The sequence below is a fragment of the Micromonospora sp. CNZ299 genome (genome assembly GCF_002754415.1).
Genome location: NZ_PEFG01000001.1, coordinates 2,769,951 through 2,796,311, shown reverse-complemented (window position 1 = coordinate 2,796,311; position 26,361 = coordinate 2,769,951). Strand labels below are relative to the sequence as shown.

The following is a 26,361-nucleotide window of genomic DNA, read 5'->3' as shown; positions in this document are numbered from 1 at the left end:
CCCGTTCAGCCGCCCCGGGGTGCGAAGTGCGCGGGATGCGCGGCGGGCGCACGGCCGGGCGGCGCGTTCGGCGATGATCGACTCGGTTTCCTGGAAACCGCGGCTTCGCGCCCACCCGGACACCGCGACTTCCTGAAAGCCGAGTCGATCAAGACGCGGCAGGCAGCGCCACGGACAGCGGGCGGCGCGACGGGTCAGCCGACAGCGAGCGCGGCCGCGAGGAAGAGCACCAGCCCGACCGTCAGGTAGGCCGTGGGCGGGCGGAGCCACCCCCGACCACCGTCGGAGAGCGCCAGACCGCCGGTCCGGAGTCCGTAGAGCCCGGTCGCGAAGATCGGCAGCCCGGCGACCAGGGCGATACCCGCCACCACGTTCCCGGCGTCCACCGGGTCGCCGGTCACGCCCGCCAGCAGCACCCGCAGCGCGGGGACTTCGAAGATCAACACCAGCAGAGCGAAGAGTACGGCCAGCACCGGCCGGCGGGTCCGGTAGACGCCGTCAGCCACCGGGGGGTACGTCGACGGCTCCGTCGCGGGCAGGTCCGGGCGGGGACCGATCCCCGGCATCGGGCCGGTCGGCATCTCCAGCGGGTGTGGCGTGTCACCGCCCCGGCTCGGCTCGATGATCGGGTAGCCAGCCAGCGGGGCGGGACGCACCTGGTCGGCGAGCACGGCAGCGGACGTGTCGGACGCCGGCAGGGCGTCCCGGGTGGCCTCCGGCAGGCCGGTGGTCAGCGGTGAACCAAGCCCGGTCGACTCACGGGCGGCCCGTCGACCGGGCAGCTCACCGGAGACCTCCGATGGGTCCCGGTCAGCCCTCCGCGAGCGCGTCGCCCGGTAACCGTCCGCTTCCGATCGTGCATCGCTCAACGGGTCAACCGCACCGAAGCGTCCCGAGTCGGGCTCACCCGCGCCGAACCGACCGGGCTGGGCCTCCACGGCACCGAAGCGGCCCGAGTCCGGTTCGGGGGCGCCGAAACGGCCCGCGTCCACCGCGCTCAGCCGACCCGAGTCCGACTCAGGCGTACCGAAACGGCCGCTCGCATCGACGGCTCCGAAGCGACCGGAGTCCGGCTCCCGGCGGCGGCCGACGCCGGTGTCCTCGACGGAGCGGCTCTCGTCGGGGCCGCGCTGCTCGGGAACCTCAGTGTCCCGGTACCGCGATTCGCCAGTGCCGCGCCACTCCGACTCGCCGTAACCGCGACCCCGCTCATCGGGGTACCAGCGCGACTCCTGATCTTCCGGAAAGCTCCGTCGTCCGTCCACGTCAGGCACCGTATGCGACCGGCAGCCCGCGCGCCATCCGGCCCCAGCTCAGCGACACCGCAGGCACAACCTGTCCAGGATGTCGTCGTAGCACATCCGGGCATGATCGTCCGGTTGTCCACAGGACGCCCGTCGTCCACACCTGGGCCGTCACCGGGGTCGCGAAACGCGCCCTCTGGCGGGCACCGTGCCGGCCATGACGAATCGGAACCAGGCGGTCGGCGCGTACGGCGAGCGGTGTGCCGCCCGGCACCTGACCGAGGCAGGGCTGCGCCCGATCGCCCGAAACTGGCGCTGCGCGGCCGGGGAGATCGACATCATCGCCTGGGACGGGCCGGTGCTCGCCTTCTGCGAGGTGAAGACCCGCCGGGGCGACAACTTCGGCACCCCGGCCGAGGCAGTCGTTCCGGCCAAGGCCCGCCGGCTGCGAGGGCTCGCCGCCCGTTGGCTGACCGAGACCGGCACGACCGCCGAGGAGGTGCGTTTCGACGTGCTGTCGGTACGGCTGCCCGACGCCGGCCCGGCTCAGGTCGACCACCTCAAGGGCGCGTTCTGACATGCGCGCTCTCAAGGATCGGTGACGGCGCCATGAGCTACGCCAAGGTGCTCTCTGTGGGCCTGGTCGGGGTGACCGGTCACCTGGTCGAGGTGGAGGCCGACCTGTCCGCCGGCCTGCCGGCGGTGGTGATCTCCGGGTTACCTGACACCGCCCTGCACGAGGCCCGCGACCGCGTCCGCGCCGCCGTGGTCAACTCCGGCCAGCGGTGGCCCAACCGGCGGATCACCCTCAACCTGCTGCCCGCCACGCTGCCGAAGTTCGGCTCGGCCTTCGATCTCGCCATCGCCGCGGCGCTACTCGGCGGCTCCGGTGAACTGCCGCTGCTCCCCCTGGAGGGGGTCGTGGTCCTCGGCGAGTTGGGGCTCGACGGGACGGTCCGACCGGTGCGCGGCGTGCTCCCGATGGTCGCCGCCGCGGCCCAGGCCGGCGTCGGGCGGGTGATCGTGCCGGTCGGCAACGCCGCCGAGGCCGCGGTCATCCCGGGGGTACGGGTGCGAGCGGTGGACAACCTGCACCGGCTGGTCGCCTTCGTTCGCGACGGCACTCCGCTGATCGAGCCTCCGACGGCCGTCCCGGCACCGCTGGACGACGGACCGGATCTCGCCGATGTCGCCGGGCAGCAGCTGGGCCGACGCGCGTTGGAGGTCGCCGCCGCCGGCGGGCACCACGTGGCCCTGCTCGGCCCTCCGGGTGCCGGCAAGACGATGCTGGCCGAACGGCTGCCGTCGATCCTGCCCGAGCTGGACGACGACGCGGCGCTGGAGGTCACGGCGCTGCACTCGATTGCCGGGCTGCTGCCGCCGGGCGGCCGGTTGCTGCGTCGCCCGCCGTTCCAGGCGCCGCACCACACCGCGACCGTGCCGTCGCTGGTCGGTGGAGGCTCGGGACTGGCCCGGCCTGGCGCGGTGTCGTTGGCACACCGCGGGGTGCTGTTCCTGGACGAGGCCCCCGAGTTCAGCAAGGGCGCGTTGGAGGCCCTGCGCCAACCACTGGAAAACGGTCGCATCCAGCTGAGTCGCAGCGGGGGCGGCACCGTGTACCCGGCCCGGACCCAACTGGTGCTTGCCGCCAATCCGTGCCCGTGTGCGAAGCCGTCCGGCGACGCGCACTGCGAGTGCACAGCGCTGGTCCGTCGCCGCTACCTGGGCAGGCTCTCCGGGCCGTTGCTCGACCGCATCGACGTGCAGGTTCGGCTGATGCCAGTGCGGGCGGCGGAGTTGCTGGCGCCCGAGGGCGACACCGAGCCGTCGGCGACGGTCGCCGCCCGGGTGGCAACGGCCCGGCAGGCGGCGGCCACCCGCTGGGCCGGTCTCGGCCGGCGGGTGAACGCCGAGGTGGACGGCCCACACCTGCGCCGACCGCCGTGGCGGCTGCCCGCCCGGGTCACCGCCGAACTGCGGGGCCGGCTCGACTCCGGCTCGCTGTCGGCGCGCGGCTTCGACCGGGTCATTCGGATGGCCTGGACCATCGCTGATCTGGACGGCCGGGATCGGCCGGACCTGGACGACGTGCGGGAAGCGATCCAACTCCGGACGGGAGAAGCGACATGAGCGCCGACGACGAACAGCGGCTGGCCCGGGTCGCCCTGACCTGGCTGGCCGAGCCGGGCACCCGCGCGGTGCACCGACTGGTCGAACGGCACGGCCCGGTGGCGACCCTGGACCTGCTGCTCGACGGCGGCAGCCCGGACGGTTGGCTGCACAGCACGGTGGCCGCCCGGACGGCGGCCGGCGACGCCCGGGCGGTGGCGGCCGAGGCGCTGGAGCGCGCGGACCGGCTCGGAGCACGCCTGGTCACGCCGGACGACGAGGAGTGGCCAGCCCAGGTCGCGGTCCTGGCCAACCTGCGCCTGCCGGATGTCACCCGCCGGGTGGACGTGGAGACCGCCCCGCCGCTCTGCTTCTGGGTACGCGGAAGTTGGCCGTTGGGCGAGGCCCTGGATCGTTCGGTGGCCGTGGTCGGGGCGCGGGCGGCCACCGGCTACGGGCAGCACGTCGCGACCGAGTTGGGTTACGGGCTCGCCGAGCGGGACTGGACGGTCGTGTCCGGTGGCGCGTTCGGCATCGACGCCGCCGCCCACCGGGGTGCCCTCAACGCCGGCGGCCTGACCGTCGCGGTGCTCGCCTGTGGGCTGGACCGGCCGTACCCGATGGGCAACGCCGCACTCTTCGACCGGATCGCCGACACCGGGTTGCTGGTCAGCGAGTGGCCGCCCGGCGCCGAACCCCTGCGGCCCCGGTTTCTGATCCGCAACCGGGTGATCGCCGCAGGCACCCGGGGCACCGTCCTGGTGGAGGCGTCGGCACGCAGTGGCGCGACGCAGACCGCGCGGCGAGCCATCCACACCAACCGGGTGGCGATGGTGGTGCCTGGGCCGGTGACCTCGGCGATGTCCGTCGGCGCGCACGAGTTCCTCCGCGAGTTCCCCAAGGCTCGGCTGGTCACCGGGTTGGCGCATGTCCTTGAGGAGGTGGGCCGGATCGGCGCGGACCTGGCTCCGTTGACGCGCGGCCCGCAACGGCCCGCCGACGCGCTCGACGACGACGCGCGGTCGCTGCTGGAGGCGCTGCCGCGGCGAGGCGCGATGGGCGTGGACCGCCTCGCCGCCCGCGCGGGTGTCGACGTGCGGACCGCGTTGCGCAAGTTGTCTCTTCTGGAGGAGTTGTCCATGGTGGTTCGTCGCGACGGCGGTTACGCCCTCATCCCGCGCTCCCGACCGAAGCGCACGACGGCGGCGACGTCCGGGTCGGCCTGAGGGCGTCAGCGCGGGGGCACTGAGATGTCGCTCCTACCGGTACGGTGCCCGGTCATGGGTGCTGTCAAGCCGTGGCACATCACGGTGCTGTGCTGTCTCTTCACGTCCGCCGTGCTCATTGCCGGCCTGGTGGTGGTGCTGATCAGGAGGTCCAACAGGCGATAGTCGAGGCCCGACGAACACCGGCACCGTGGGGCCGGTGACCCTCGTCGCTCGGCCGTAGGCTGGTGCCGTGCCAGCTGCCAGTAAAGGTGCCGGGGCCGATGGACCGGTCCGCAAGCCGACGCGGCCACGATGAGCCGGCCGGACCGGGGCACCCGGGCCATGCACCAGGCACTACCGCCCGAGCTGCGTGACGCCGTCGACGACTTCGCCGAGCACCTGTCCCGGGTGCGTAACCGGTCGGCGCACACCGTCCGCGCGTACGTCACCGATCTCGTCTCGCTGCTCGACCACGCCGTCCGGATGGGCTGCGTCGACCTGGCCGAGCTGGACCTGTCGGTGCTGCGCAGCTGGCTGGCGAAGCAACGCACCACCGGCGCGGCCCGCACCTCGCTGGCCCGCCGGGCCGCATCGGCACGGGCGTTCAGCGCCTGGGCGCACCGGGCCGGGCTGCTCTCCGCCGACGTCGGTGCCGCGCTGGCCAGTCCGAGTGCGCACCGCGAGCTGCCCAGCGTCCTACGCGCCGACCAGGCCGCCGCCCTGGTCGAGGCACCGGCACGGCAGGCACCGCCCGCGGGTTCAGCTCCCACCAACCCGCCGGTGCGGCCGGCGCCGTCCGTGAGCCCAGCTCCCACCGACCCATCTCCCGGGCCGACACCGGGCGCGGCGCAGACGGCCGAGACCGAGGCCGTGCCGCTGCGCGACCGGGTGCTGCTGGAGCTGCTCTACGCCACCGGCGTACGGGTCAGCGAGGCGTGCGGGTTGGACGTCGGGGACGTCGACCACGGCCGACGGGTGATCCGCGTGTTCGGCAAGGGCGGACGGGAGCGCGCGGTGCCGTACGGGGTGCCCGCACAGCGGGCGTTGGATGAATGGCTGCGCCGGGGCCGACCGGCGTTGGTGGGCGCGCGTTCCGGGGACGCGCTGCTGTTGGGTGCCAGGGGTGGCCGACTCAACCCGACGACGGCCCGTCAGATCGTCGGTGCGTACGCCGAGGCCGCCGGCCTGCCCCGGACGAGCCCGCACGGTCTGCGCCACTCGGCGGCCACCCACCTCCTGGAGGGCGGCGCGGACCTGCGGGCCGTGCAGGAGCTGCTCGGCCACGCGTCGTTGGCCAGCACGCAGATCTACACGCACGTGTCTGTGGAGCGGCTGCGTGCCGCCTACCGTCAGGCCCACCCGCGCGCCTGATCAAGGGCCGGAGGGCGGGGGCCCCGGCGGTTACGATCATCACGTGAGCGTCCCGCAGCCCCCTGAACCCATTCCGGGCGCCCGCCTGCTCTTCTCCCTGGACCCGGCGGTCAGCCACCTCAACCACGGCTCGTTCGGCGCGGTCCCGATCGGGGTGCAGCGGGCCCAGCAGCGGCTGCGTGACGAGATGGAGGCCAACCCGCTGCGCTTCTTCACCCAGGGCCTGGTCGACCGGATCGCGCACACCCGCCGGCACCTCGCCGGGTTCCTGGGTGCCGACCCCGACGGCAGCGCCCTGGTGGGCAACACCACGACCGGCGTCGCCGTCGTGCTCCAGTCGCTGGGTCTGCAACCCGGCGACGAGGTGCTCAGCACCGACCACGGGTACGGGGCGGTGAGCCTGGCCATCCAGCGCGAGTGCCGTCGCACCGGAGCGGTCAGCCGGGTGCTGCCGATCCCGCTGGCCGCGAGCGACGAGCAGCTCGTGCAGATCATCCGCGCGGGCCTGCGCCCCGGGCGGACCCGGGTGCTCGTCGTCGACCAGCTCACCTCTGCCACGGCCAAGCTCTTCCCGACCGCCGCGATCGTCGGGGTGGCCCGCGAACACGGCGTACCGGTCCTGGTCGACGCCGCACACGCCCCGGGGATGCTGTCCACGACGGTGGCCAGCATCGGCGCGGACTTCTGGGTGGGCAACCTGCACAAGTGGGCGTACGCCCCGCGCGGGACCGCCCTGCTGGCGGTGGCACCGCAGTGGCGGGACCGGATCGAGCCGCTGGTGGTGTCCTGGGAGCAGGAGTCTGGTTTCCCGGCCCGGGTCGAGTGGCAGGCGACCCTCGACTACACGTCCTGGCTGGCCGCTCCGGCGGGTCTGTTCACGCTGCGCAGTCTCGGCGTCGACCGGGTGCGGGCGCACAACGCCGCGCTCGCCGCGTACGGCCAGCGGGTGGTCGCGGACGCGCTGGGGGTGCCTCCCGCCCAACTGCCCGACCCCGGCGGGCCGGGGGTGTCTCTGCGCCTCATTCCGTTGCCGGCCGGCCTGGCCGCCACCATCGACGCGGCGCGGGCGTTGCAGGCGCGGATCGGAGAACGGCTCGCCGCCGAGGTGGCGGTGATGAGCTGGAACGGCCGGGGGTGGTTGCGCCTCACCGGTCAGGTCTACAACACCGCCGACGAGTACGAGCGGCTGGCCGTGCGGCTGCCGGCCCTGCTCGCCCAGCGCTGACCTCGCCGAGGCCAGCCCCATGGACCGGCAGCGGAGGGCTGGCCTCATGGACCGGCAGCAGTCGCACCGGGCCGAGGCCGAGCAGTGCCAGCGGGTCCAGGTAATCCGTGCCACGGCGCAGGCCCCAGTGCAGGCACGCCGCGGCCGGGCAACCCGGGTGTCCGGGCAGCAGCTCGCCCAGCGGCGTGCCGGCGGCGACCTGCTGGCCGGGACGTACGGCCGGTCGGACCGGCTCGTGGGTGGTTCGCAGCCCGTCGGCGTGCCCCACGGTGATCACCGGTCGCCCGGCCACCAGACCGGCGAAGAGCACGGTGCCCGGACCGGCGCTGCGGATCACCGTTCCGGCCGGCGCGGCCAGGTCGACGCCCCGGTGACCGGCCAGCCACGGCCGGGGCGGCGGGTCGAATCGGCGTACCGGACGAGGCGCCCCGGTGACCGGCCAGCGGAACCGCCCGGCGGGCTGCGGGGCGGACGGCAGGGCCGCCGCGACCGGCACGGCCGGCGTCGGTGGTTGGCCGGGCACCGCCGCGACCAGCACCGCCAGCCCGCCGAGCTGCACGGTCAGCGCAAGCGGGATCGCGGCGCAGAGCAGCAGCGCACGGCGGATCGAACGGACGGATGGCGGTCGCATGCCGGAAGCCTCCGACCCAGGCCGGGTCGTCCGCCAGCCCGGCCGACGAAGCTGTGGACAACGAACGGGCCTGTGGACGACCACCCATGGCCTCGATGATCTGCTATGCCGGGCGATGCCGGTCGCTGCCGACGTCCCTCTCCTCCCCCGCTGACCTCACCCCACCGTCCCCCGGGCCATGTTCGTGCTGCCAGGGAGGGCCTAGGCTGGTCCGCGTACGGCGGGTGCCGCCGTGTGGACCGGGGAGGCCCAGGCATGACCACTGTCGATGACCGGACGCCGACGGTGGCCGACGTGAGCGGCCCGTCCCGGCTCGCGGAGCCGGACGAGGCGATCAGCGCCGAGGAGTTGCAGCTCGCCGCCCGCAACCACGGCATCCCGTTGGAGGCGCTGCGCTACGACGTCACCCCGGCCGGGCTGCACTACCTGCTGATCCACTACGACATCCCGGACGTCGACCCGGCGGCGCACACGCTGACCATCGGCGGCGCGGTGGACCGCCCGCTGACGGTCACCCTCGCCGACCTGCGTGAGCGGCCACGGGTCACCCAGCAGGTGACCCTGGAGTGCGCCGGCAACGGGCGAGCCCTGCTGCACCCCCGGCCGGTCAGCCAGCCCTGGCTGGTCGAGGCGGTCGGCAACGCCGAGTGGACCGGCACCCCCCTCGCTCCGCTGCTGCGGGAGGCGGGCCTCGGGCCGGACGCGGTGGACGTGGTCTTCACCGGCGCCGACCACGGCGTCGAGCGTGGGGTCGAGCAGGACTACCAGCGGGCCCTTCCGGTCGCCGACGCGCTGCGCGAGGAGGTGCTGCTGGCGTACGAGATGAACGGCGCTCCCCTGCTGCCGCAGCACGGCGCCCCGCTTCGGCTGATCGTGCCCGGCTGGTACGGCATGGCGCACGTGAAGTGGCTCCAGTCGGTCGAGATCCGCACCGAGCCGTTTGAGGGCTACCAGAACGCCGTCGCGTACCGGGTGCGCACCGACGCCGACGACCCGGGCGTTCCGGTCACCCGGATCGAACCCCGCGCGTTGGTCCGCCCGCCTGGCTTTCCCGATTTCATGTCCCGCCGCCGGGTGCTGCGGCCCGGGCCGTGCACGGTGGACGGTCGGGCCTGGTCGGGGCACGCGCCGGTGGTCTCCGTGGAGGTCACCACCGACGGTGGGCAGAGCTGGGCGCAGGCCGAGCTGGACCCGGCGGACGGCGGCGACTTCGCCTGGCGGCGGTGGCGCTACGAGTGGTCCGCCACGCCGGGCCGGCACGTGCTCGGTGCCCGGGCGACCGACGCGTCGGGTCGCACCCAGCCGGTCGAGCAGCCGTGGAACCGTGGCGGCTTCGCCAACAACCTGGTGCAGCGGGTCGAGGTCGTGGTGCCGGCCGAGTGAAGAGGTGCCGGCCGAGTGATCGGCAGCGGGGGTCACACCGCGGGTGGGGGCCCGTGGTGCGGCCGACCGGCGTGGGTGCGGTCAGCCGCCGAAGCCGGAGTCGGCGGGCAGCGAGATGTCGGGCTTCTCCAGCTCTTCGACGTTGACGTCCTTGAAGGTCATCACCCGGACGTTCTTCACGAAGCGGGCAGGACGGTACATGTCCCACACCCAGGCGTCGTGCATCTCGACCTCGAAGTAGACCTCGCCGTCGGAGTTGCGCACATGCAGGTCGACCTGGTTAGCCAGGTAGAACCGACGTTCCGTCTCCACCACGTACGAGAATTGGCGGACAATGTCGCGGTACTCCCGGTAGAGCTGCAGCTCCATCTCGGTCTCGTACTTCTCGAGATCTTCCGCGCTCATCGCACTCCGCCTTCCATGGCCACATCTTCCCCCACCGGCGCCGGAGGCCGAGGCTGCTCGCCCAACGCCACGCCGACGGTACCCCCTGACGCCCAGGAGCGCTCCATCGGCTCTTCCAGCGCGTGGCCGCCGGGCCGTCGGGCCCGCGGCGGCCGGCCGTCGCGGCCGGAGACCGCGGCGACATTGACGTACGAGAACCGGTGCTCCCGGCACGGCCCGTGCTCCCGCAGCGCAGCGGAGTGCTCCGGGGTGATGTAACCCTTGTGCTCGGCGAAGCCATACGCCGGGAACACCCCGTCCAGCTCCACCATGATCCGGTCCCGGGTGACCTTGGCGAGCACGCTGGCCGCCGCCACACACGCCGCGACCCGGTCACCCTTCCACACCGCCAGGCCGGGCACGCCCAGGCCGTCCACGCCGAAGCCGTCGGTCAGCACGTACTCCGGGCGGGTGGTGAGGGAGGCGAGCGCCCGACGCATCGCCGCCAGGTTGCACACGTGCAGCCCCCGGGCGTCGACCTCGTCCGCGGGGATGACCACCACGGCGTACGCCAGTGCCCGGTCCACCACCTCCGCGTACACCCGTTCCCGGCTCGCCGCGGTGAGCAGCTTCGAGTCGGCCAGCCCTTCGATCTCGCCACGCCGCCCCTCGGGCAGCACCGCCGCGGCGGCGACCAGCGGACCGGCACACGCGCCCCGGCCCGCCTCGTCCGCGCCGGCGACGTGCCGGAAGCCGCGCCGCTGGAGCGCTCGCTCCAGGGCGTACAGGCCGGCCTCGCGGCGCACGACGGTGCGCGGCGGGGTCAGCACGACGCCTCGCCCTGACCCGCGCCGGTCGACTGCCCCAGCCGGGTCAGCAGGACGGGCAGCTCGGGGGGATAGAACCGCTCACCGCTGGCCGCCAACTCGGCGGGAAGCCACCAGCGGTGATCGGCGATGCTGCGCTGCTCGATGTCGTTGAAGCCCGTGGTGTCCACCTGCCAGGACTGCACCCGGAAAAGGAAGAAGTCCTGTTCCTGGCGGTACCAGGTGCCGTCGAACGTGAACTCGGTCGTGTCGCACCAGACCGGCTCGCCCAACTCGGCCGGGTCGAGCCGCAGCCCGGTCTCCTCGGCCAGCTCCCGTGCCGCGCCGGCTGCCGGGGACTCCGCCGGGTCGAGGCCACCGCCCGGGGTGAACCAGTAGCGGTGCCCTGGTCGGGCCGGGTCGAAGCCCTCGAACAGCAGGACCCGGCCGGCCGCGTCGACGAGCAGCACGCGGGCGGCGCGTCGAGGGGTGTAGGCACGGTCGGGACTGCTCGCGGCTGCGGGGCTCGCAGGCTCACTCCTCGCGCTCACGGTCACCGCCCCAGCCTGCCAGACCGGCGGCGGATCGCCCACGCCCCGGGCGGCCTACGGCTTGGGAATGCCGTCGAACTGATCTGGCACGGTCAGCCAGGTGGCCCGACTCACCGGCCAGAAGACGGTGAACGCCCGACCGACGACGTCGTCCTCGGGGATCGTGGCCTCGGTGATGTTCTGCCCGGACTGCTGCCAGTGCTCCAGGGAGTCGCCGGAAGCCGAGCGGTGGTCGCCCATCACCCACAGCCGGCCCTTCGGCACGGTGATGTCGAACTCCTGATCGGCGGGCTTGTCGCGGATGCCGTCCATCGAGAAGATGTACGGCTCGTCCAACGACTTGCCGTTGATCATCAGCCGTTCCTCCGGGTCGCAGCAGACCACGTGGTCACCGGGGACGCCGATCACCCGCTTGATGAAGTCCTCACCGTCGGGGTTGCCGCTCCAGGCGGTCGGAGCCTTGAACACGATCACCTCGCCGCGGTGCGGCGATCGGAAGTCGTAGACCAGCTTGTTGACCAGCACCCGATCGTCGATCTTGAGAGTGTTCTCCATGGACGGGGAGGGGATGAAGAAGGTCTGCAGCACGAAGGCGCGGACCAGCACCGCGACCAGGATCGCCACACCCAGCAGGATCGGCAGCTCCTTCCAGAAGGAGCTGCGCGGCTTGTCGGTCTGCTCGTCAATCACGCCAAGGAGCCTACGTTGCCGAACTGGACGCCACCGACCGGAACGCGCGGGAACCACGCAGTGCGGCTGCCAACGGGAGTATCAGCAGCACACCGCCCTGCGGGGTCGGTTGCACCGGGGGTGCGCCGGGGGACGCCGTCGCTGGCGCGGACACGTCGTCGAAGGTCGACGGCACCGACAGCGAAGTCCACCGCGACGAGGGCCAAACCACGATGAAGGCCCGGCCGACCACGTTGTCGATAGGCACCGGGCCCTGGCAGCGCGCATCCTGCGAGACCTCGCGGTGGTCACCCATCACGAAGATCTGACCGGGCGGTACGACGACCTCGTCGAAGCGCCGGGAGCGGCACTCCGCCGGGTTGGGCGGCAGGTCCAGCGGGGAGTCCCGCAGCACGTACGGCTCGTTGAGCGGCGTGCCGTTGACGGTCACCCGGCCCTGGCTGTCGCAGCACTTGACCCGGTCGCCGGGGAGACCGATCACGCGCTTGATGAAGTCCTTCTCGCCGGGACGACTCACCCCGACCAGGTCACCGACGGTGCGGGTGAGCTTGCCGGCGACGCCGGGCGCCGGCTGCTCGTCGACCTGCGGCGCCCAGCGGTCGGTGCCCCGGAAGACCACCACCTCGCCGCGTTGCGGGTCGCGTACGTCGTAGACGACCTTGTTGACCAGCACCCGGTCCCCGATGAGGAGCGTGTCCTCCATCGAGCTGGACGGGATGAAGAACGCCTGGAGCAGGAAGGTGCGGATCAGCACCGCGAGGCAGAACGCGACCACCAGCAGCAGCGGGAGCTCCTGCCAGAGGGGCATCTGGCGGCGGGTACGGCGAGCTCGCCGACGCCACGGATCGACGGCGCCGTCCTCGTCAAGCGTCTGCACCACGCCACTCCCCGGTCCACAGAAGCACTACCGCCCGGGAGCCTCGACGAGGCTCCACGGGCGGCAGTGGACGGCTGCCCGCCACGTGGGCGGGGCCGCCGCCTCGCTGCGCCCGTACGACCAGGGTAGTGCGGTCTGGTCGGTACGGCATACGCACAGCTCAGGCGGCGTGGTGAGCGGGAAGTCAGCTGGGCTGCTTCTCCCGCTTCTCCTTGATCTTGGCCTTCTTGCCGCGCAGCTCGCGCAGGTAGTAGAGCTTGGCGCGGCGCACGGCACCGCGGGTCACGATCTCGATCCGGTCGATGCCCGGGCCGTTGATCGGGTAGGTCCGCTCGACGCCGACGCCGAAGCTGACCTTGCGGACCGAGAAGGTCTCGCGCAGACCGTCACCCTGGCGGCGGATCACGACGCCCTGGAAGATCTGGACACGGGACCGGTTGCCCTCGACGACGCGGGCGTGCACCTTGACGGTGTCACCGGCCCGGAAGTCGGGAAGGTCGGTCCGCTTCGACTGGGCGTCAAGGGCGTCCAGGATGTTCATCGCTGCGTCCTCGTAAGGCTCACGGCGCACCGTCACTCGGTGCGCGGGTGGGTGATTCTGATCCCCGGGTGATGTCGGCGGGCCGACCCCGGTCGGGGATCCTCGCAGCCGCCCGCGGGCGCGGACGGATGCGGCAACCCCCCTACTTTGCCACATCCCCCGCCGGCAGCTGAAATCCGGCCTGGTCCAGGGCCGCGATGTCCCGTTTGTCGAGCCGATCGGCGGGCAGCGCGGCGAGCAGGTCGGGGCGGCGGGCGGCGGTGCGCAGCAGACCCTCTTCACGCCGCCAACGGGCGATCCTGCCGTGGTCACCGGAGCGGAGCACCTCGGGCACGTCGTGCCCGCGCCAGCTCGGCGGCTTGGTGTAGATCGGCGCCTCCAGCAGCCCGTGCGCGTGCGACTCCTCGTCCAGCGAGCCCGCGTTGCCCAGCACCCCCGGCAGCAGCCGGGTGACCGCCTCCAGGATCACCAGCACCGCGACCTCGCCACCGAAGAGGACGTAGTCACCGAGCGAGACCTCGGTGACCGGCATCCGGGTGGCGGCGTGCGCCAGAACGCGTTGGTCGATGCCCTCGTACCGGCCACAGGCGAAGAGCAGATGCGACTCGGCGGCCAGCTCGTGAGCCATGGCCTGGGTGAACGGGGCACCGGCCGGCGACGGCACCAGCAACCGGGGTGGCGGGGCCTCGGCCGGCGCGAGCGCGTCCAGCGCCTCACCCCACGGCTCCGGACGCATCACCATCCCCGGCCCGCCGCCGTAGGGAGTGTCGTCGACGGTCCGGTGCACGTCGTGGGTCCAGGTCCGCAGGTCGTGCACGGCAAGCTGGAGTACGCCGTTGGCCCGCGCCCGCCCGATCAGCGACAGGTCGAGCGGGGCGAAGTATTCCGGAAAGATCGACACGACGTCGACGCGCATAGCGAGGTGATCCTAGAGATCGAGCAGTCCGGCTGGCGGGTCGACGATCACACGTCCACCGGCCAGGTCGACCTCCGGGACGATCGCCCGGACGAACGGGATCAACGCGGTACGCCCCTCGGGGCGTCGCAGCACCAGCAGGTCCGAGGAGGGCGCGTGGTCGATCCGGGCCACCTCGCCCAGCCGCTCACCGGTCGGGGTGACCACGGCCAGCCCGACGAGCTGGTGGTCGTGGAACTCCTCCGGGTCGTCCGGCGGGGTCACATCGGCGCTGTCCACCACGAGCAGGGTGCCGCGCAGCGCCTCTGCGGTGTTGCGGTCCGGGATTCCAGCGAACGCGATCAGCACCCGGCCCTGGTGGAAGCGGGCTTCCTCGATGGTCAGCTCCGCCGGAACCCGGAACGGAACGCCGGGCTCATCCGCCGCTTCGGGCGACGGGGTTGTCGCCCCCGGCTCAGTGCGCAGCACGGTGCTGTGCGGGGCTGTGGTCGGGGGCATCGCCCCCGGCTCAGTGCGCAGCACTGTGCCGGGGGCGAACCGTGCTTCGGGCTCGTCGGTCCGCACTTCCACGGTGACTTCACCGCGGACGCCGTGCGGCTTGCCGATCCTGCCAACGACGAGCTGCATCAGTACGAGTCGACGATGTCGACGCGTACCCCGCGCCCGCCGATGGAGCCGATCACCTGGCGCAGCGCCTTGGCGGTCCGGCCGGACCGCCCGATCACCGTGCCGAGGTCCTCGGGGTGCACGCGGACTTCGAGCCGCTTGCCCCGACGGGAATCGACCATCCGCACCCGGACGTCGTCCGGGTGGTCGACGATGCCCTTGACCAGGTGCTCCAACGCCGGACGCAGAGGCATGTCAGGCCTGCTCACCGGCGTCGGCAGCGGCGGCCGGAGCCTCAGCCTTCGGAGCCTCGGTCTTCGCAGCCTCAGCCGGAGCCTCGGTCTTCGGAGCCTCAGCCTTGGGCGCCTCGGCCGGAGCCTCAGCGGTCTTGGCGGCCTTCTTGGCCGGCTTGGCCGGCGTCTCCGGGGCGAGCCCGGCGGCGGCCTTCGACTCAGCCTCGTACACAGCCTTGCGGTCGGCCCGCTCGGGGGCGACCAGGAGCGGCGGCGGGGCCGGCAGGCCCTTGTACTTCTGCCAGTCACCGGTCAGCTCCAGCAGCCGCTGCACCGCCTCGCTCGGCTGAGCGCCGACGGACAGCCAGTACTGGACCCGCTCCGACTTGACCTCGATGATCGAAGGGTCTTCCTTCGGCTGGTAAATCCCGACGAACTCAATCGCCCGACCGTCACGCTTGGTGCGCGAGTCGGCGATGACGATGCGGTACTGCGGGTTGCGGATCTTGCCCATCCGCAGGAGCCGGATCTTTACGGCCACAGTTGTTTCGCTCCTGTTGCGATCTCACCGGCCCGTGCGGGCGGTGTGCATGGGTGAGCGCCGACCGGACCCGTGGGGTTGGGCCGGAGACTACTCGGTGGACTAGCGACGTGCCCGGGTTAGAGGGCGCCGGACGCGCGCCGGATACCAGCGACCCATTCTGCCAGATCCGATGCCGATCGCACGCATCGGACCCGGACGCCGCGTCACCGGTGACGCGGGACACCTCTCAGCGCACTGGCGGACGGTCCCATCCAGGTGGAAGTTCATCCGGTACGTCCCAGTCTGGCGGGGGTGTGAAGTCGCACCAGGTGCCGTCGAACGGGAACTCGCCGGCCTCGGCGAGCGCGATCACCCGCTCCCCCTCGGCGCGGACCGCCTTCTCGTCGGTCACCCAGTAGTCGTCGCCGAAGGCGAGCCGCTCGACGAACTCGTCCTCGTCCTTCCAGTCCCAGCTGAGGTCCGGTCGGACCACCACGTCCAGGTCCTGGTCCACCACGTCGACGCCGGCCACCGGACCGTCGTCCCAGCGGACACCGGACTCCTCCAGGTTGACGTACCAGTTGGCGAACCGGCCCTGCGCGTCGCGGAACCACCAGACGGAGTGCGCCGCCCCGGTGGGCAGGAACTTCAGCAGCGGCGGCCCGTTCCAGCGCCCGTGCGCCAAGCGGTACGACGACGAGATCCACTGGGCGAACGGCATCGCCCGCATCCCCAGCCCGGCCTCGGTCACCTCGTGGGCCACCGGGGAGTCCCGGGCGATCCACACCAGCAGACCCCGGTCGTCGTCGCTGACCACGCGGCCCGGCCGGACCCACCCGATCCGACCGTGCCGCACGTTCCGATGCATGATCAGCCGACCCGGCTCGAAGCGCACCGCACCCACCTTCGGGTTGTTCTTCCTCTGCCGCCGGCGTGGAGAAGGATGCCCACGCGCGCCGGCCCAGGCGTCCCTACACCTCAGTAGGCGCGGGCGAGGATGGCGATCAGGTCGGGCTCGTCCTCGGAGTCCGGTACCGAGCCGTCGGCGCGCAGCAGGCAGCGCACCGTGACGCCCTGACCGTTCGCCTCGGCCTCGCCGGCCACGCCGACCGCCGACCACGGCACCCGTGCCCAGCCGTTCGCGGCGGCCTCGATCGCCTCGGCCAGCGTGGCGACCTCCACCGTGCGCGACTCGCGGTTGGCCAACGCCTGGTCGTGCAGCACCTGCTGGTCCGTCTCCAACGCGGCCAGCACAGCGGCGACCACGTCGGCCACCGGCGTCGGGGACTTCGAGCCGTCGGTGCGGCGCACCACCGTCGCGTTGCCGACGGCCAGGTCCCGGGGGCCGACCTCGACGCGTACCGGATAGCCACGCAGCTCGGCGTCGACGGCCCGGCGGCCGAAGGCGGTGTCGGTCCGGTCGTCGAGCGCGACCCGGACACCGGCGTCACGCAGGCCGTCGCGCAGCTTGGCCGCCGCCTCGGCGACGCCCTCGCCGTCCTTGACGATCATGACGTACGCCTGGATCGGGGCCAGCCTCGGCGGCACGCGCAGACCGTTGTCGTCGCCGTGCGCCATGATCAGGCCACCCAGCATCCGGGTGGACGTGCCCCAGGAGGTGGTCCAGGCGTGCTCCCGGCCGCCCTCCTTGGACGAGTAGCTGATGTCGAACGCCTTGGCGAAGTTCTGGCCCAGCTCGTGGCTGGTGCCCAACTGCAGCGCCTTGCCGTCACCCATCATGCCTTCGCAGGTGTACGTGGCCGTCGCCCCGGCGAACCGCTCGCGCGTCGTCTTCAGGCCCACCACCACCGGAATGCCGATGACGTTGACCATCAGGTCCTCGTACGCCTCGTGCAGGATCTTCCGCGCGTACGCCCGGGCGTCCTCGCGGGTGGCGTGCGCGGTGTGCCCCTCCTGCCAGAGGAACTCGCTGGTACGCAGGAAGATGCGCGGGCGCAGCTCCCACCGGACCACGTTCGCCCACTGGTTGAGCAGCAGCGGCAGGTCCCGGTACGAGTCGATCCACTTGGCCATGAACTCGCCGATCACCGTCTCGCTGGTGGGGCGCACCACCACCGGCTCGGCGAGCGGCTTGCCGCCACCGTGGGTGACCACGGCGAGCTCCGGCGAGAAGCCCTCGACGTGCTGGGCCTCACGCTTGAGGTAGCTCTCCGGGATGAAGAGCGGGAAGTACGCGTTCTCCGCACCCGCCGCCTTGATCCGGGCGTCCATCTCGGCCTGCATACGCTCCCAGATGGCGTAGCCGGCCGGTCGGATGACCATGGTGCCGCGAACCGGGCCGTTGTCGGCCAGCTTTGCCTTGGCGATCAGGTCTTGGTACCAGCGGGGGAAATCCTCCGCACGGGGAGTGAGCACGCGTGCCATGACCGCACATCCTATGCGTCACGCGGGGCGACACCGCGCCCGGGAGCCGCAGCGCCGTGTCGCAGCCCTCTTCTGGTGGCTGTTGCGCACGCTCGCGGCGTCGGTGGTGACGGCGCTGGACAACTCGACGGCGGCCGGTGGGCGGCTCGACGGCGTTCGCTGGCCGACCGGTGGCGCACGTCGGGCGGGCGGGCCATGCGCTCTGGGCGGGCGGGCCGCGCGGCCCCTAGAATTCGACCATCATGACTGCAACGACGGACTCGCCGCGTCAGCGGCTGCGCGACACGATCGTGGATGCCGCCCGCGCGCAGACCATCGCCGCCGGCTGGGACGCGGTCCGGATGGGCGGCGTGGCCACCACGGCGGGAGTGAGCCGGCAGACCGTCTACAACGAGTTCGGCAACAAGGCCGGGCTGGCCGAGGCACTCGCCCGCCGCGAGGTGGACCGCTTCGTCGGCGACGTCCGTGCCGCCCTGCTCGCGCACGGGACCGACGTACGGACCGGCGCGTACGCCGCGATCGCGCACACCCTCGCCACGGCAGCCGACAACCCGCTGGTCAAGGCCATCCTGACCAGCGCCCGAGGTGGTTCGGACGAGCTGCTTCCGTACCTCACCACGCGGGCCGAGGTGGTGCTCACCGAGGCGTCCGGGGCGCTCATCGAGTGGGCCGGCGATCACCTTCCCGGAGCGGACCAGGCCGCGTTGGCCTTCGCCGCCGACACGATCGTCCGGTTGGTGGTGAGCCACATCGTGCTCCCCCGCGCGCCGATCGACCAGACCGCCACGGCCCTCGCCGACCTGGCCGTACATCTCTTCAGCGCCGCCATCCGCCCAGCCCGCTGACCCCGCCCGCCGCACTGACCGCCGAGCGGCGCCGCGCCCGCAACTTCCCGGATGTTGCTGCCTCCGGCGCGCGGGAGGCAGCAACATCCCCGATGTTGCTGCCTCCCCTGGCCGGGGCACGGCGCGCCGGGGCACGGCGCGGGGTCAGCGCACTACCTGGCCGCGCAGGATCGTGCGGGAGGGGGCGCGGACGACGCGCAGGTCGCGGCGGGGGTCTTCGGGGTAGACGGTCAGGTCGGCGAGGCCACCCTCGACCAGGCCGGGGAAGCCCAGCCACTGTCGGGCGCCCCAGGAGGCGGCGGCGAGTACGTCGATGGGCGCCATGCCGGCCTGCTCGTGCAGCAGAAGCATCTCCTCGGCGGCGAGGCCGTGGTCGATGCCGCCTCCGGCGTCGGTGCCCACGTAGATCGGCACCCCCGCCTCGTACGCGGCACGCACCACCTCGGGGAAACCGTCGCGCAGCGCGAGCATGTGCTCCGCGTACCCGGGGAACTTGCCCCTCGCCTGTTCTGCGATGCCGCCGAAGGTGGCGATGTTGATCATTGTGGGGATCAGTGCAGTGCCCCGCCGGGCCATCTCGTCGATCAGGTCGAGGCTGAGCCCGGTGCCGTGCTCCACCGAGTCCACCCCGGCCCGCACCATGATCTCGACCGCCGACTCGGAGAAGGTGTGCACCGCGGCGCGTACCCCGGCGGCGTGGGCGGCCTGGACGGCTGCGGTGAGGGTGTCCGCGTCCCAGGCCGGCGCGAGGTCACCCACACCCCGGTCGATCCAGTCGCCGACCAGCTTGACCCAGCCGTTGCCGGCCCGCGCCTGGGCGGCCACCGCCGCGGCCACCTCGGTGGCGTCGACCTCCACGCCGATGTCCCGCAGGTAGCGCTTCGGCGGCGCGACGTGCCGGCCGGCGCGGGCCAGTCGCGGCAGATCCGGCTCGTCGTCGAGTTCGGGGTACGGGTACGGCGACCCGGCGTCGCGGATCGCCAGCACGCCGGCGTCCCGGTCGATGTGGGCCAACTCGCGGGCCTGGTCGAGCGAGGTGATCGGGGCGCCGCCTCGGGCGATGCCGATGTGGCAGTGCGCGTCGACCAACCCCGGCAGGACGAAGCCGCCGTCGACGACCGTCTCCGCACCGGGCACCGGAGTGAAGGTCACCCGGTCTCCGACCAGCCAGAGATCCCGGACCTCGTCGTCGGGGAGCAGCACACCGCGCACGTGAAGAGCCATGCGCACAGTCCTACCCGATCACGCCCGGTCGGGGGCGAGCAGGTCACCCTCGACCGGCACGGACGTCAGCGGGGGCGGTTGTCGCCCTTGCCGAGCTTGTTGAAGTCGATCTTCGGGAGCTTGAAGCCGGGCGGAAGGCCCTGGCCACCGGCGACGTCGTTCGGGTCCATCCCCGGCGGGAGCTGCGGCATGCCACCCGGGAAGCCGCCCGGCATCCCGGCTCCGGCACCCGCTCCCGTACGCGGCCGACCACCGCCCTTGGTGCCCTTGCGCTTGTTCTTCGGCGACTTGGTCGCCTTGCGCCGGCCACCGCCGGGCAGGCCCATCATGCCGCCCATCTGCTTCATCATCTTCTGCGCGTCGGTGAAGCGGTTGAGCAGCTGGTTGACGTCCATCACGGTGACGCCGGAGCCGTTGGCGATACGCGCCCGGCGGGAGCCGTTGATGATCTTCGGGTTGGTCCGCTCGCCCGGGGTCATCGACCGGATGATCGCGGTGACCCGGTCGAAGTGGGTGTCGTCCAGCTCGGAGAGCTGGTCCTTCATCTGCCCCATGCCCGGCATCATGGCCAGCACGTTGGCGATCGGGCCCATCCGTCGGACCGCGATGAGCTGGTCGAGGAAGTCCTCCAGGGTGAACTGCTCGCCGCCCATCAGCTTGGCGGTCATCTTCTCCTTCTGATCGGAGTCGAAGGCCTGCTCGGCCTGCTCGATCAGAGTGAGGACGTCGCCCATGCCGAGGATCCGGCTGGCCATCCGGTCGGGGTGGAAGACGTCGAAGTCCTCCAGCTTCTCACCGGTGGACGCGAAGAGGATCGGCTGCCCGGTGACCTCGCGCACCGACAGCGCGGCACCACCGCGAGCGTCGCCGTCGAGCTTGGAGAGCACCACGCCGGTGATGCCGACCCCGTCGCGGAACGCCTCGGCGGTGCGGACGGCGTCCTGGCCGACCATCGCGTCGATGACGAAGATGACCTCGTCCGGCTGGACCGCGTCGCGGATGTCGGCGGCCTGCTGCATCATTTCGGCGTCGATGCCGAGGCGGCCGGCGGTGTCGACGATGACGATGTCGCGGGCAGCTCGCTTCGCGTGCTCGATCGAGGCGCGCGCCACCTGCACCGGGTCACCGGTGCCGTTGCCGGGCTCCGGGGCGTACACCTCGACACCGGCCCGGCCACCGAGCACCTGGAGCTGCCCGACGGCGTTGGGGCGCTGGAGGTCGGCGGCGACGAGCAGCGGCTGGTGCCCCTGGCCCTTGAGCCAGCGGGCCAGCTTGCCGGCCAGGGTGGTCTTACCGGAACCCTGGAGACCGGCCAGCATGATCACGGTCGGCGGCTGCTTGGCGAACTGGAGCCGCCGGCCCTCGCCGCCGAGCACGGTGATCAGCTCTTCGTTGACGATCTTGATGATCTGCTGGGCCGGGTTCAGCGCCTGGGAGACCTCGGAGCTGCGGGCCCGCTCCTTGACGGCCGCGATGAAGCCCTTGACCACCGGCAGCGCGACGTCCGCCTCCAGCAGCGCGAGGCGGATCTCGCGCGCGGTGGCGTCGATGTCGGCGTCGGTGAGCCGCCCCTTGCCGCGGAGCTTGGTGAAGATCCCGGACAGGCGGTCACTCAAGGTGTCAAACACGCGAACATCCCGTTTGTCAGTGTTCCGGCGGGCACAACGCGGCCGGCACTGCGGAGTCCGGCCACCGCTAGGGTAACCGCCCCGCCGCAAGGCCGCTGTCGCCCGGCCCGGGCCTCACCCCGACACCAACCCCGACTGGTACGCGAACACGACGAGCTGGGCCCGGTCCCGGGCTCCCAGCTTGCCCATCGCCCGGCTGACGTGGGTCCGCGCGGTCGCCGGGCTGACCACCAACCGGGCGGCGATCTCCTCGTTGTTCAGGCCCTCCCCGACCAGACCGACGACCTGGCGCTCCCGATCGGTCAGCGCGCCCAGCCGGGGGTGCGGACGAAGCACCCGCGACGGTCGGGTGGCGAACTCCCGCACCACCCGACGGGTCACCGACGGCGACAGCAGCGCCTCCCCCTCGGCAACCAACCGGATGGCGCGCAGCAGCTCGGCCGGTCGGGTGTCCTTGGTGAGGAACCCGCTCGCGCCGTGCCGCAGCGCGTCGAAGACGTACTCGTCCAGCTCGAAGGTGGTCAGCACCACCACCCGCGTACCGGTCAGGTCGGGGTCCGCGACGATCCGCCGGGTCGCCTCGATGCCGTCGATGCCGGGCATCCGAATGTCCATCAGCACCACGTCCGGCCGTTCCCGGCGCGCCAGCTCGACCGCCTGCAAACCGTCGGCCGCCTCGCCGGCGAGGGCCAGGTCGTCCTCGCTCTCCACGAGCGCGCGCAGACCGAGCCGGACCAGGTCCTGGTCGTCGGCGACCAGCACCCGGATCACGTGGTGGGCCCCACGGGCAGCCGGGCGTACACCCGGAATCCGCCGTCGGGGCGCGGCCCGGCGGCCAACCGCCCGCCCAACGCCGCGACCCGCTCCCGCATCCCGGCCAGGCCGTGCCCACTCTCGTCGTCGACCAGATCCGTTCGGCCTCGCCGCACGCCGGTGCCCTCGTCGGTGACCTCGACGGTCACCTCGTCGGTGCGGTAGTCGACGCGCACCTCCGCGTTGGCCACCCCCGCGTGACGCAGCACGTTGGTCAACGCCTCCTGCACCACCCGGTACGCGGTCAGGTCCAGTGCCGCCGGCAGGTCCCGAGCGTCGCCGGTCACACGCAGGTCGACGGCGAGTCCAGCCCCGGCGAGTCGGTCGCGCAGCGCCGGGAGCCGGGCCAGACCGGGCACCGGCCCTCGCTCGGCGCCCTGCCGCACCGCACCGAGGGTGACCCGAAGCTCGTCCAGCGCCTCCCGGCTGGTCCGGCTGATCGCGGTCAGCGCGGTCTCCGCCTGCTCGGGCCGTTTCGGCAGGAGGTGCAGGGCGATCTCCGCCTGCATGCTGATCGCGGCAAGCCCGTGCCCCACCACGTCATGCACCTCCTGCGCGATGCGCAGTCGCTCCTCGTCGGCCTGCCGCCGGGCCTGTTCGGCGCGATCGCGGGCCGCCTCGGCCCGGCTGCGCGCGGCCGTCTCGCGGTTGACCCGCACCACGACCCCCACCGCGAACGGTACGACCACCCACGCCGACGCGGGCAGCACTCCGGCCCAGCCGGGCGCCGGACCCTCGGACCAGAAGACGTGCGCCAACAACAGGACGAACGCGCCACCAAGGGCGAGCGCCGCCGGGCGCACCGGCAGTCGCACCGCCACGGTGTACACCGCGATGAGGAACGCGACCAGGATCGGCCCGTACGGGTAGCCGAACACCAGGTACGTCGACGTGGCCACGGTGACCACGGCGAGGGTGGCGATCGGGGCGCGCCTGCGGAACAGCAGAGCGAGCGCGGCGACCGCGATCAGCACCCGGCTGGCGGCGTCCACCGGCGTCGACCCCGGCTGGTTGTCTCCGGCCAGACCGGTGGCGAGCAGCCCGAAGCCGAGCAGCACCAGAGCCAGCGTGGCGTCTGCCGCCACCTCCGGCCACCGCCACCGCCCGCTGCCTCGCATGGCCGTCATTCTGCCCGCGCCGAGGCCACCTGACGTGCGTCCACGAGCGGCACCGCATCTACGCCCCCGGGCGTACCCGCGCACCGGGCCTTCGATCGCGCCGCGTTGGCGGCGGACACCTCACGATCCTGATGACACTTTCGACCGCACCCCGCACCCCGCACCCCCCAGCGGCAGCGGCAGCGGCAGCGGCAGCGGACACCCGCATGAGCCTGATGACTGTGAGGCATCAAGATGACTCTGGGGCATCACGCTCGTGGGAGTGACCCGCTGGCACGAGCGGCCAAACGGCCGAGCAGCACCGGGCCGCACTCGTCGGCGAGAAAGCAACGCGGCGAGGCGGCCAGGCCGTGCAACGCGCCGCAGCCGGACAGCAACCGCCGGCGGTGTCGCCGTAGGTCAGACGGCGGCGAGGACGGCCGCCTCCAGGCGGGCCCGGGTGGCGTCGTCCGGCCAGCCGCCGACCAGGTAGAAGGCGTCCACCACGTCGGCGCCGAGAGTGGAGATGCGGGCCGCGCGGACCAGGGCGCCCGCCTCGTCGAGCGCGCAGGCGACCCGGTAGAGCAACCCGGCGGCGTCGGCGGCGCGCAACTCCAGCAGCACGGCGTTGGTGGCCGCCTCGCGGTGCCAGACGACCCGGGGAGCAGCCCCACCGCCCCGGGCGGCGAGCGCCCGACCCCGCAGCCGCTGGGTGACCGACACGTCGCCGCCGACCGCCCGACGGAGGTCGGCGCGGAGCGGGACCGGGTCGGGCGGGAGACCGTAGCGGGGTTGGACCCGGCACTCGACCAGGGCACGGCCGTCGACCACGGAGGCATCCGCGGAGATCACTTCCAGCCGGTGCAGCGCCAGGCAGCCGGCGACCGTGGCGAGCAGGCCCCGCCGGTCGGCCGCGGCGACCGACACCCGGTCGCCGGTCAGGTGGACGACCGGCAGGGGCCCGGCCAGCAGCGCCGGATCCGGGGTGGGCGGTTCGGGCAGTACGCCGGTGTCCAGTGCGGTGCGGACCCGACCGACCAGTTCGGCGACGAGTCGGCCCTTCCAGTCCGACCAGGCCGCCGGCCCGGTCGCCGCCGCGTCGGCGCGGACCAGCGCGTGCAACAGGTCGAGGGTGCCGGTGTCCCCCACCGACTCGGCCACCGAGGCGATGGTGACCGGGTCGGCCAGATCACGGCGGGTGGCCACGTCGGGCAGCAGCAGGTGCAACCGGACCAGCGTGCCGATCAGCTCGACCTCGGTGGGGGGCAGGCCGATCCGGGCCGCCGCCGCCTGGGCGACGGGCACCCCGACGGTGCTGTGATCACCGGGAAGTCCCTTGCCGATGTCGTGCAGGAGAGCGCCGAGGAGCAGCAGGTCGGGCCGTTCGACCTCACGGGCGTGCCGGCTGGCCTCGTGAGCGGTCTGCACCAGGTGCCGGTCGAGGGTGTAGCGGTGCACCGGGTTGTGCTGCGGCAGACTGCGCAGCCGGGTCCACTCGGGCAGCCAGTTGTCGACCAGTCCGTACCGGTCGCAGGTTTCCCAGGCGGGCACCAGGCCGGGACCGGCGCCGAGCAGGGTGGTCAGCGCGGCCCGGGCATCAGCCGGCCAGGGCGCGGGCAGTGGCGGGCAGTACGCCGCCAGCCATTCGCAGGTGGCCCGGGCGATCGGGAGTCGGGTCGTGGCCGCCGCGGCGGCCACCCGCAGCGAGAGGCTCGGGTCGGGGCGAGCCCCGATCGCCGTACGGGCCAGCACGAGCTCGCCGTCGTGCTCGACCACGTCGCGGGCCACCGGGCGGCGCGCGGGGGGAGCGCCGCCCCCTCGGGACCGGCCGGATCGCAGTCGGTCGGCGGCACGGAACGCGTCGTCCAGGGCGTGGCTGACCGTGCGGGCGTCACCGGCGACCCGTCGCAGGAGGGCGTCGCCGTCCTCAAGCGCGAGGAGCGCGGCCACACCGTCTCGTTCCTGGGCGACAAGCCGGTCGACCCGGCGGCCGACCTGCTGGTGCAGGGCGTCCCGGGTGTCCAGCAGACGCAGGTGGGCGGCGCGTACGGCGGGGCGCAGCGCGTCGGTGATGCCGGCGGCGGAGATCGCTCGCAGCAGCCCGACGTCGCGCAGACCGCCGGCGGCCTCCTTCAGGTCGCCCTCCAACAGGAAGGCCAGCTCACCGTGGGCCTGCCAGCGTGCTTCGGTGACCGCCCGCAGGCCGGGCAGGTGCCGGACGGCGGTGCGCCGCCAGTGGTCGGCGGCGGTGCGGATCAGCGCGTCGGCCAACGTCTGGTCGCCCGCCACCAGCCGGGCGTCGAGCAGCCCGAGGGCGACCTTGACGTCGTCCTGGGCCACCGAGAGTGCTTCGGAGACGGTGCGTACCGAGTGGTCGAGCCGTAGGCCGGCGTCCCAGATCGGGTACCAGACCGAGGCGGCCAACTCGTCGGTGCCGGGCACCCCGGCGTGCAGCAGGACCAGGTCAAGGTCGCCGTACGGGGCGCACTGCCGCCTCCCCAACCCCCCGACGGCGATCAGCGCGACCCCCTCCCGCGAAGGCAGCAGCCCTCGCAGAAAGGTGTCGTAAGCGCTCGCCCGCCCCAGCCGGGCGGACTCCCCGATCCCCCCGGGAACGCCGACGACCTCGTTGATCAAGAGGTTCGCGTCACCGTCACCGGCGTGCCCTGACGCGTTCTTCTTGATCAACGAGGTCATGTCGGTCGTTGCGCGATCAGAGGGCGTCTAGGCCGCGTTCGCCGGTACGCACCCGGACGACCTCTTCGACACCGGTGACCCAGACCTTGCCGTCACCGATCTTGCCCGTGCGGGCCGCCCCGACGATGGCGTCCACCACCTTGTCCACGTCGATCTCGTCGGTGAGCACCTCCACCCGGATCTTGGGCAGGAACTCGACCGTGTATTCAGCACCCCGGTAGACCTCGGTGTGCCCCTTCTGGCGCCCGTACCCCTGAACCTCGCTGACGGTCAGCCCGGCCACCCCGAGGGCGTGCAGGGCCTCCTTCACCGCGTCCAGTTGGTACGGCTTGATGACTGCGGTCACCAGCTTCATGTCCAACCCCTCCATCCCA

Annotated in this window: 26 protein-coding genes and 1 pseudogene; 7 read left to right on the top strand and 20 right to left on the bottom strand. The window is 72.8% G+C overall.

Going from position 1 to position 26,361, the window contains the following annotated elements:
* Positions 1-194: 194 nt before the first annotated feature.
* Positions 195-1,265 (bottom strand): hypothetical protein, encoded by a 1,071-nt coding sequence (locus CLT68_RS13340; RefSeq protein ID WP_486482159.1) that lies wholly within the window; start codon positions 1,263-1,265, stop codon positions 195-197.
* Between the two features lie 196 nt (positions 1,266-1,461).
* Here CLT68_RS13340 and CLT68_RS13335 point away from each other — a divergent pair, with 196 nt between their 5' ends.
* The 5 genes from CLT68_RS13335 (at position 1,462) to CLT68_RS13315 (ending at position 7,157) form a co-directional block, all read left to right on the top strand.
* Positions 1,462-1,821, top strand: coding sequence for a YraN family protein (locus CLT68_RS13335; RefSeq protein WP_099851219.1), 360 nt, complete (start codon positions 1,462-1,464; stop codon positions 1,819-1,821).
* Positions 1,822-1,853: 32 nt separating this feature from the next.
* The gene (locus tag CLT68_RS13330) at positions 1,854-3,374 is read left to right on the top strand and encodes a YifB family Mg chelatase-like AAA ATPase (protein ID WP_099851217.1); all 1,521 of its coding nucleotides are present in this window, start codon (positions 1,854-1,856) and stop codon (positions 3,372-3,374) included.
* Positions 3,371-4,579 carry a DNA-processing protein DprA gene (locus CLT68_RS13325; protein WP_099851216.1) on the top strand — a complete coding sequence of 403 codons (1,209 nt, stop codon included), beginning with the start codon at positions 3,371-3,373 and terminating at the stop codon, positions 4,577-4,579. The genes CLT68_RS13330 and CLT68_RS13325 overlap by 4 nt, the downstream gene beginning before the upstream one ends.
* 294 nt (positions 4,580-4,873) lie before the next feature.
* Positions 4,874-5,932 carry a tyrosine-type recombinase/integrase gene (locus tag CLT68_RS13320; RefSeq protein WP_099851214.1) on the top strand — a complete coding sequence of 353 codons (1,059 nt, stop codon included), beginning with the start codon at positions 4,874-4,876 and terminating at the stop codon, positions 5,930-5,932.
* A 43-nt stretch (positions 5,933-5,975) separates the two neighbouring features.
* Positions 5,976-7,157, top strand: coding sequence for an aminotransferase class V-fold PLP-dependent enzyme (locus CLT68_RS13315; protein WP_099851212.1), 1,182 nt, complete (start codon positions 5,976-5,978; stop codon positions 7,155-7,157).
* A gap of 49 nt (positions 7,158-7,206) precedes the next feature.
* On the opposite strand, the pseudogene CLT68_RS13310 reads toward CLT68_RS13315, so the two are convergent.
* Positions 7,207-7,788, bottom strand: a pseudogene (locus tag CLT68_RS13310) (murein hydrolase activator EnvC family protein); the annotation flags it as partial.
* 255 nt (positions 7,789-8,043) lie between these two features.
* Here CLT68_RS13310 and CLT68_RS13305 point away from each other — a divergent pair.
* Entirely contained in the window at positions 8,044-9,171 is a 1,128-nt protein-coding gene (locus tag CLT68_RS13305) for a sulfite oxidase (RefSeq protein ID WP_099851208.1), read from the top strand.
* An 81-nt stretch (positions 9,172-9,252) separates the two neighbouring features.
* On the opposite strand, the gene CLT68_RS13300 is transcribed toward CLT68_RS13305, so the two are convergent.
* The 12 genes from CLT68_RS13300 to proS form a co-directional block, all read right to left on the bottom strand.
* A complete protein-coding gene (locus tag CLT68_RS13300) occupies positions 9,253-9,576 on the bottom strand; it encodes a DUF2469 domain-containing protein (RefSeq protein ID WP_007075222.1) in 324 nt (107 codons plus the stop codon).
* Entirely contained in the window at positions 9,573-10,385 is an 813-nt protein-coding gene (locus tag CLT68_RS13295) for a ribonuclease HII (RefSeq protein WP_099851207.1), read from the bottom strand. Before CLT68_RS13295 ends, CLT68_RS13300 begins: the two co-directional genes overlap by 4 nt.
* Positions 10,379-10,912 carry an NUDIX hydrolase gene (locus CLT68_RS13290; RefSeq protein ID WP_486482429.1) on the bottom strand — a complete coding sequence of 178 codons (534 nt, stop codon included), beginning with the start codon at positions 10,910-10,912 and terminating at the stop codon, positions 10,379-10,381. The genes CLT68_RS13295 and CLT68_RS13290 overlap by 7 nt, the downstream gene beginning before the upstream one ends.
* 54 nt (positions 10,913-10,966) lie before the next feature.
* Positions 10,967-11,602: a signal peptidase I gene (lepB, locus tag CLT68_RS13285; RefSeq protein ID WP_088946624.1), complete on the bottom strand. Its 636-nt coding sequence runs from the start codon at positions 11,600-11,602 to the stop codon at positions 10,967-10,969.
* A 10-nt stretch (positions 11,603-11,612) separates the two neighbouring features.
* On the bottom strand, positions 11,613-12,482 hold the full coding sequence (gene lepB, locus CLT68_RS13280; RefSeq protein ID WP_099851203.1) for a signal peptidase I: 870 nt from the start codon (positions 12,480-12,482) through the stop codon (positions 11,613-11,615).
* Between the two features lie 181 nt (positions 12,483-12,663).
* Positions 12,664-13,020: a 50S ribosomal protein L19 gene (gene rplS / locus CLT68_RS13275; protein ID WP_088946622.1), complete on the bottom strand. Its 357-nt coding sequence runs from the start codon at positions 13,018-13,020 to the stop codon at positions 12,664-12,666.
* A 142-nt stretch (positions 13,021-13,162) separates the two neighbouring features.
* The gene (gene trmD / locus CLT68_RS13270) at positions 13,163-13,936 is read right to left on the bottom strand and encodes a tRNA (guanosine(37)-N1)-methyltransferase TrmD (RefSeq protein ID WP_099851201.1); all 774 of its coding nucleotides are present in this window, start codon (positions 13,934-13,936) and stop codon (positions 13,163-13,165) included.
* 12 nt (positions 13,937-13,948) lie between these two features.
* Complete coding sequence (gene rimM, locus CLT68_RS13265) at positions 13,949-14,563, bottom strand: ribosome maturation factor RimM (protein ID WP_099851199.1); 615 nt, start codon at positions 14,561-14,563, stop codon at positions 13,949-13,951.
* A complete protein-coding gene (locus CLT68_RS13260) occupies positions 14,563-14,823 on the bottom strand; it encodes an RNA-binding protein (protein WP_172862164.1) in 261 nt (86 codons plus the stop codon). Before CLT68_RS13260 ends, rimM begins: the two co-directional genes overlap by 1 nt.
* Positions 14,798-15,316 (bottom strand): 30S ribosomal protein S16, encoded by a 519-nt coding sequence (gene rpsP, locus CLT68_RS13255; RefSeq protein WP_099851197.1) that lies wholly within the window; start codon positions 15,314-15,316, stop codon positions 14,798-14,800. Before rpsP ends, CLT68_RS13260 begins: the two co-directional genes overlap by 26 nt.
* Before the next feature lie 229 nt (positions 15,317-15,545).
* The gene (locus CLT68_RS13250) at positions 15,546-16,193 is read right to left on the bottom strand and encodes a ribonuclease FAU-1 family protein (protein ID WP_099857114.1); all 648 of its coding nucleotides are present in this window, start codon (positions 16,191-16,193) and stop codon (positions 15,546-15,548) included.
* Positions 16,194-16,276: 83 nt separating this feature from the next.
* Positions 16,277-17,683: a proline--tRNA ligase gene (gene proS / locus CLT68_RS13245; protein WP_099851196.1), complete on the bottom strand. Its 1,407-nt coding sequence runs from the start codon at positions 17,681-17,683 to the stop codon at positions 16,277-16,279.
* Between the two features lie 242 nt (positions 17,684-17,925).
* Between proS and CLT68_RS13240 the strand changes: the two genes are divergently transcribed.
* On the top strand, positions 17,926-18,528 hold the full coding sequence (locus CLT68_RS13240; protein WP_099851194.1) for a TetR/AcrR family transcriptional regulator: 603 nt from the start codon (positions 17,926-17,928) through the stop codon (positions 18,526-18,528).
* Between the two features lie 144 nt (positions 18,529-18,672).
* Here the strand turns inward: CLT68_RS13240 and CLT68_RS13235 are convergent, their stop codons facing one another.
* From CLT68_RS13235 to CLT68_RS13210, 6 genes are all read right to left on the bottom strand, one after another.
* The gene (locus tag CLT68_RS13235; RefSeq protein ID WP_099851192.1) at positions 18,673-19,752 is read right to left on the bottom strand and encodes an amidohydrolase family protein; all 1,080 of its coding nucleotides are present in this window, start codon (positions 19,750-19,752) and stop codon (positions 18,673-18,675) included.
* Between the two features lie 65 nt (positions 19,753-19,817).
* Complete coding sequence (gene ffh, locus CLT68_RS13230; protein ID WP_099851190.1) at positions 19,818-21,380, bottom strand: signal recognition particle protein; 1,563 nt, start codon at positions 21,378-21,380, stop codon at positions 19,818-19,820.
* Positions 21,381-21,494: 114 nt separating this feature from the next.
* Positions 21,495-22,151: a response regulator transcription factor gene (locus CLT68_RS13225; protein ID WP_088946614.1), complete on the bottom strand. Its 657-nt coding sequence runs from the start codon at positions 22,149-22,151 to the stop codon at positions 21,495-21,497.
* Positions 22,148-23,311, bottom strand: coding sequence for a sensor histidine kinase (locus CLT68_RS13220; protein ID WP_486482158.1), 1,164 nt, complete (start codon positions 23,309-23,311; stop codon positions 22,148-22,150). Before CLT68_RS13220 ends, CLT68_RS13225 begins: the two co-directional genes overlap by 4 nt.
* Positions 23,312-23,710: 399 nt before the next feature.
* On the bottom strand, positions 23,711-25,987 hold the full coding sequence (locus tag CLT68_RS13215; protein WP_099851185.1) for a [protein-PII] uridylyltransferase: 2,277 nt from the start codon (positions 25,985-25,987) through the stop codon (positions 23,711-23,713).
* A gap of 16 nt (positions 25,988-26,003) precedes the next feature.
* Positions 26,004-26,342: a P-II family nitrogen regulator gene (locus tag CLT68_RS13210; protein ID WP_172862163.1), complete on the bottom strand. Its 339-nt coding sequence runs from the start codon at positions 26,340-26,342 to the stop codon at positions 26,004-26,006.
* Between the last annotated feature and the right edge of the window lie 19 nt (positions 26,343-26,361).

What these genes read in the sequence shown, in the direction of transcription:
- CLT68_RS13300 (WP_007075222.1), bottom strand. Translation starts at nt 9,576, where the DNA reads ATGAGCGCGGAAGATCTCGAGAAGTACGAGACCGAGATGGAGCTGCAG.
- CLT68_RS13320 (WP_099851214.1), top strand. Translation starts at nt 4,874, where the DNA reads ATGAGCCGGCCGGACCGGGGCACCCGGGCCATGCACCAGGCACTACCG.
- CLT68_RS13210 (WP_172862163.1), bottom strand. Translation starts at nt 26,342, where the DNA reads ATGAAGCTGGTGACCGCAGTCATCAAGCCGTACCAACTGGACGCGGTG.
- CLT68_RS13335 (WP_099851219.1), top strand. Translation starts at nt 1,462, where the DNA reads ATGACGAATCGGAACCAGGCGGTCGGCGCGTACGGCGAGCGGTGTGCC.
- CLT68_RS13330 (WP_099851217.1), top strand. Translation starts at nt 1,854, where the DNA reads ATGAGCTACGCCAAGGTGCTCTCTGTGGGCCTGGTCGGGGTGACCGGT.
- CLT68_RS13215 (WP_099851185.1), bottom strand. Translation starts at nt 25,987, where the DNA reads ATGACCTCGTTGATCAAGAAGAACGCGTCAGGGCACGCCGGTGACGGT.
- CLT68_RS13235 (WP_099851192.1), bottom strand. Translation starts at nt 19,752, where the DNA reads ATGGCTCTTCACGTGCGCGGTGTGCTGCTCCCCGACGACGAGGTCCGG.
- rimM (WP_099851199.1), bottom strand. Translation starts at nt 14,563, where the DNA reads ATGCAGCTCGTCGTTGGCAGGATCGGCAAGCCGCACGGCGTCCGCGGT.
- CLT68_RS13325 (WP_099851216.1), top strand. Translation starts at nt 3,371, where the DNA reads ATGAGCGCCGACGACGAACAGCGGCTGGCCCGGGTCGCCCTGACCTGG.
- trmD (WP_099851201.1), bottom strand. Translation starts at nt 13,936, where the DNA reads ATGCGCGTCGACGTCGTGTCGATCTTTCCGGAATACTTCGCCCCGCTC.
- CLT68_RS13305 (WP_099851208.1), top strand. Translation starts at nt 8,044, where the DNA reads ATGACCACTGTCGATGACCGGACGCCGACGGTGGCCGACGTGAGCGGC.
- proS (WP_099851196.1), bottom strand. Translation starts at nt 17,683, where the DNA reads ATGGCACGCGTGCTCACTCCCCGTGCGGAGGATTTCCCCCGCTGGTAC.
- rplS (WP_088946622.1), bottom strand. Translation starts at nt 13,020, where the DNA reads ATGAACATCCTGGACGCCCTTGACGCCCAGTCGAAGCGGACCGACCTT.
- CLT68_RS13240 (WP_099851194.1), top strand. Translation starts at nt 17,926, where the DNA reads ATGACTGCAACGACGGACTCGCCGCGTCAGCGGCTGCGCGACACGATC.
- CLT68_RS13220 (WP_486482158.1), bottom strand. Translation starts at nt 23,311, where the DNA reads ATGCGAGGCAGCGGGCGGTGGCGGTGGCCGGAGGTGGCGGCAGACGCC.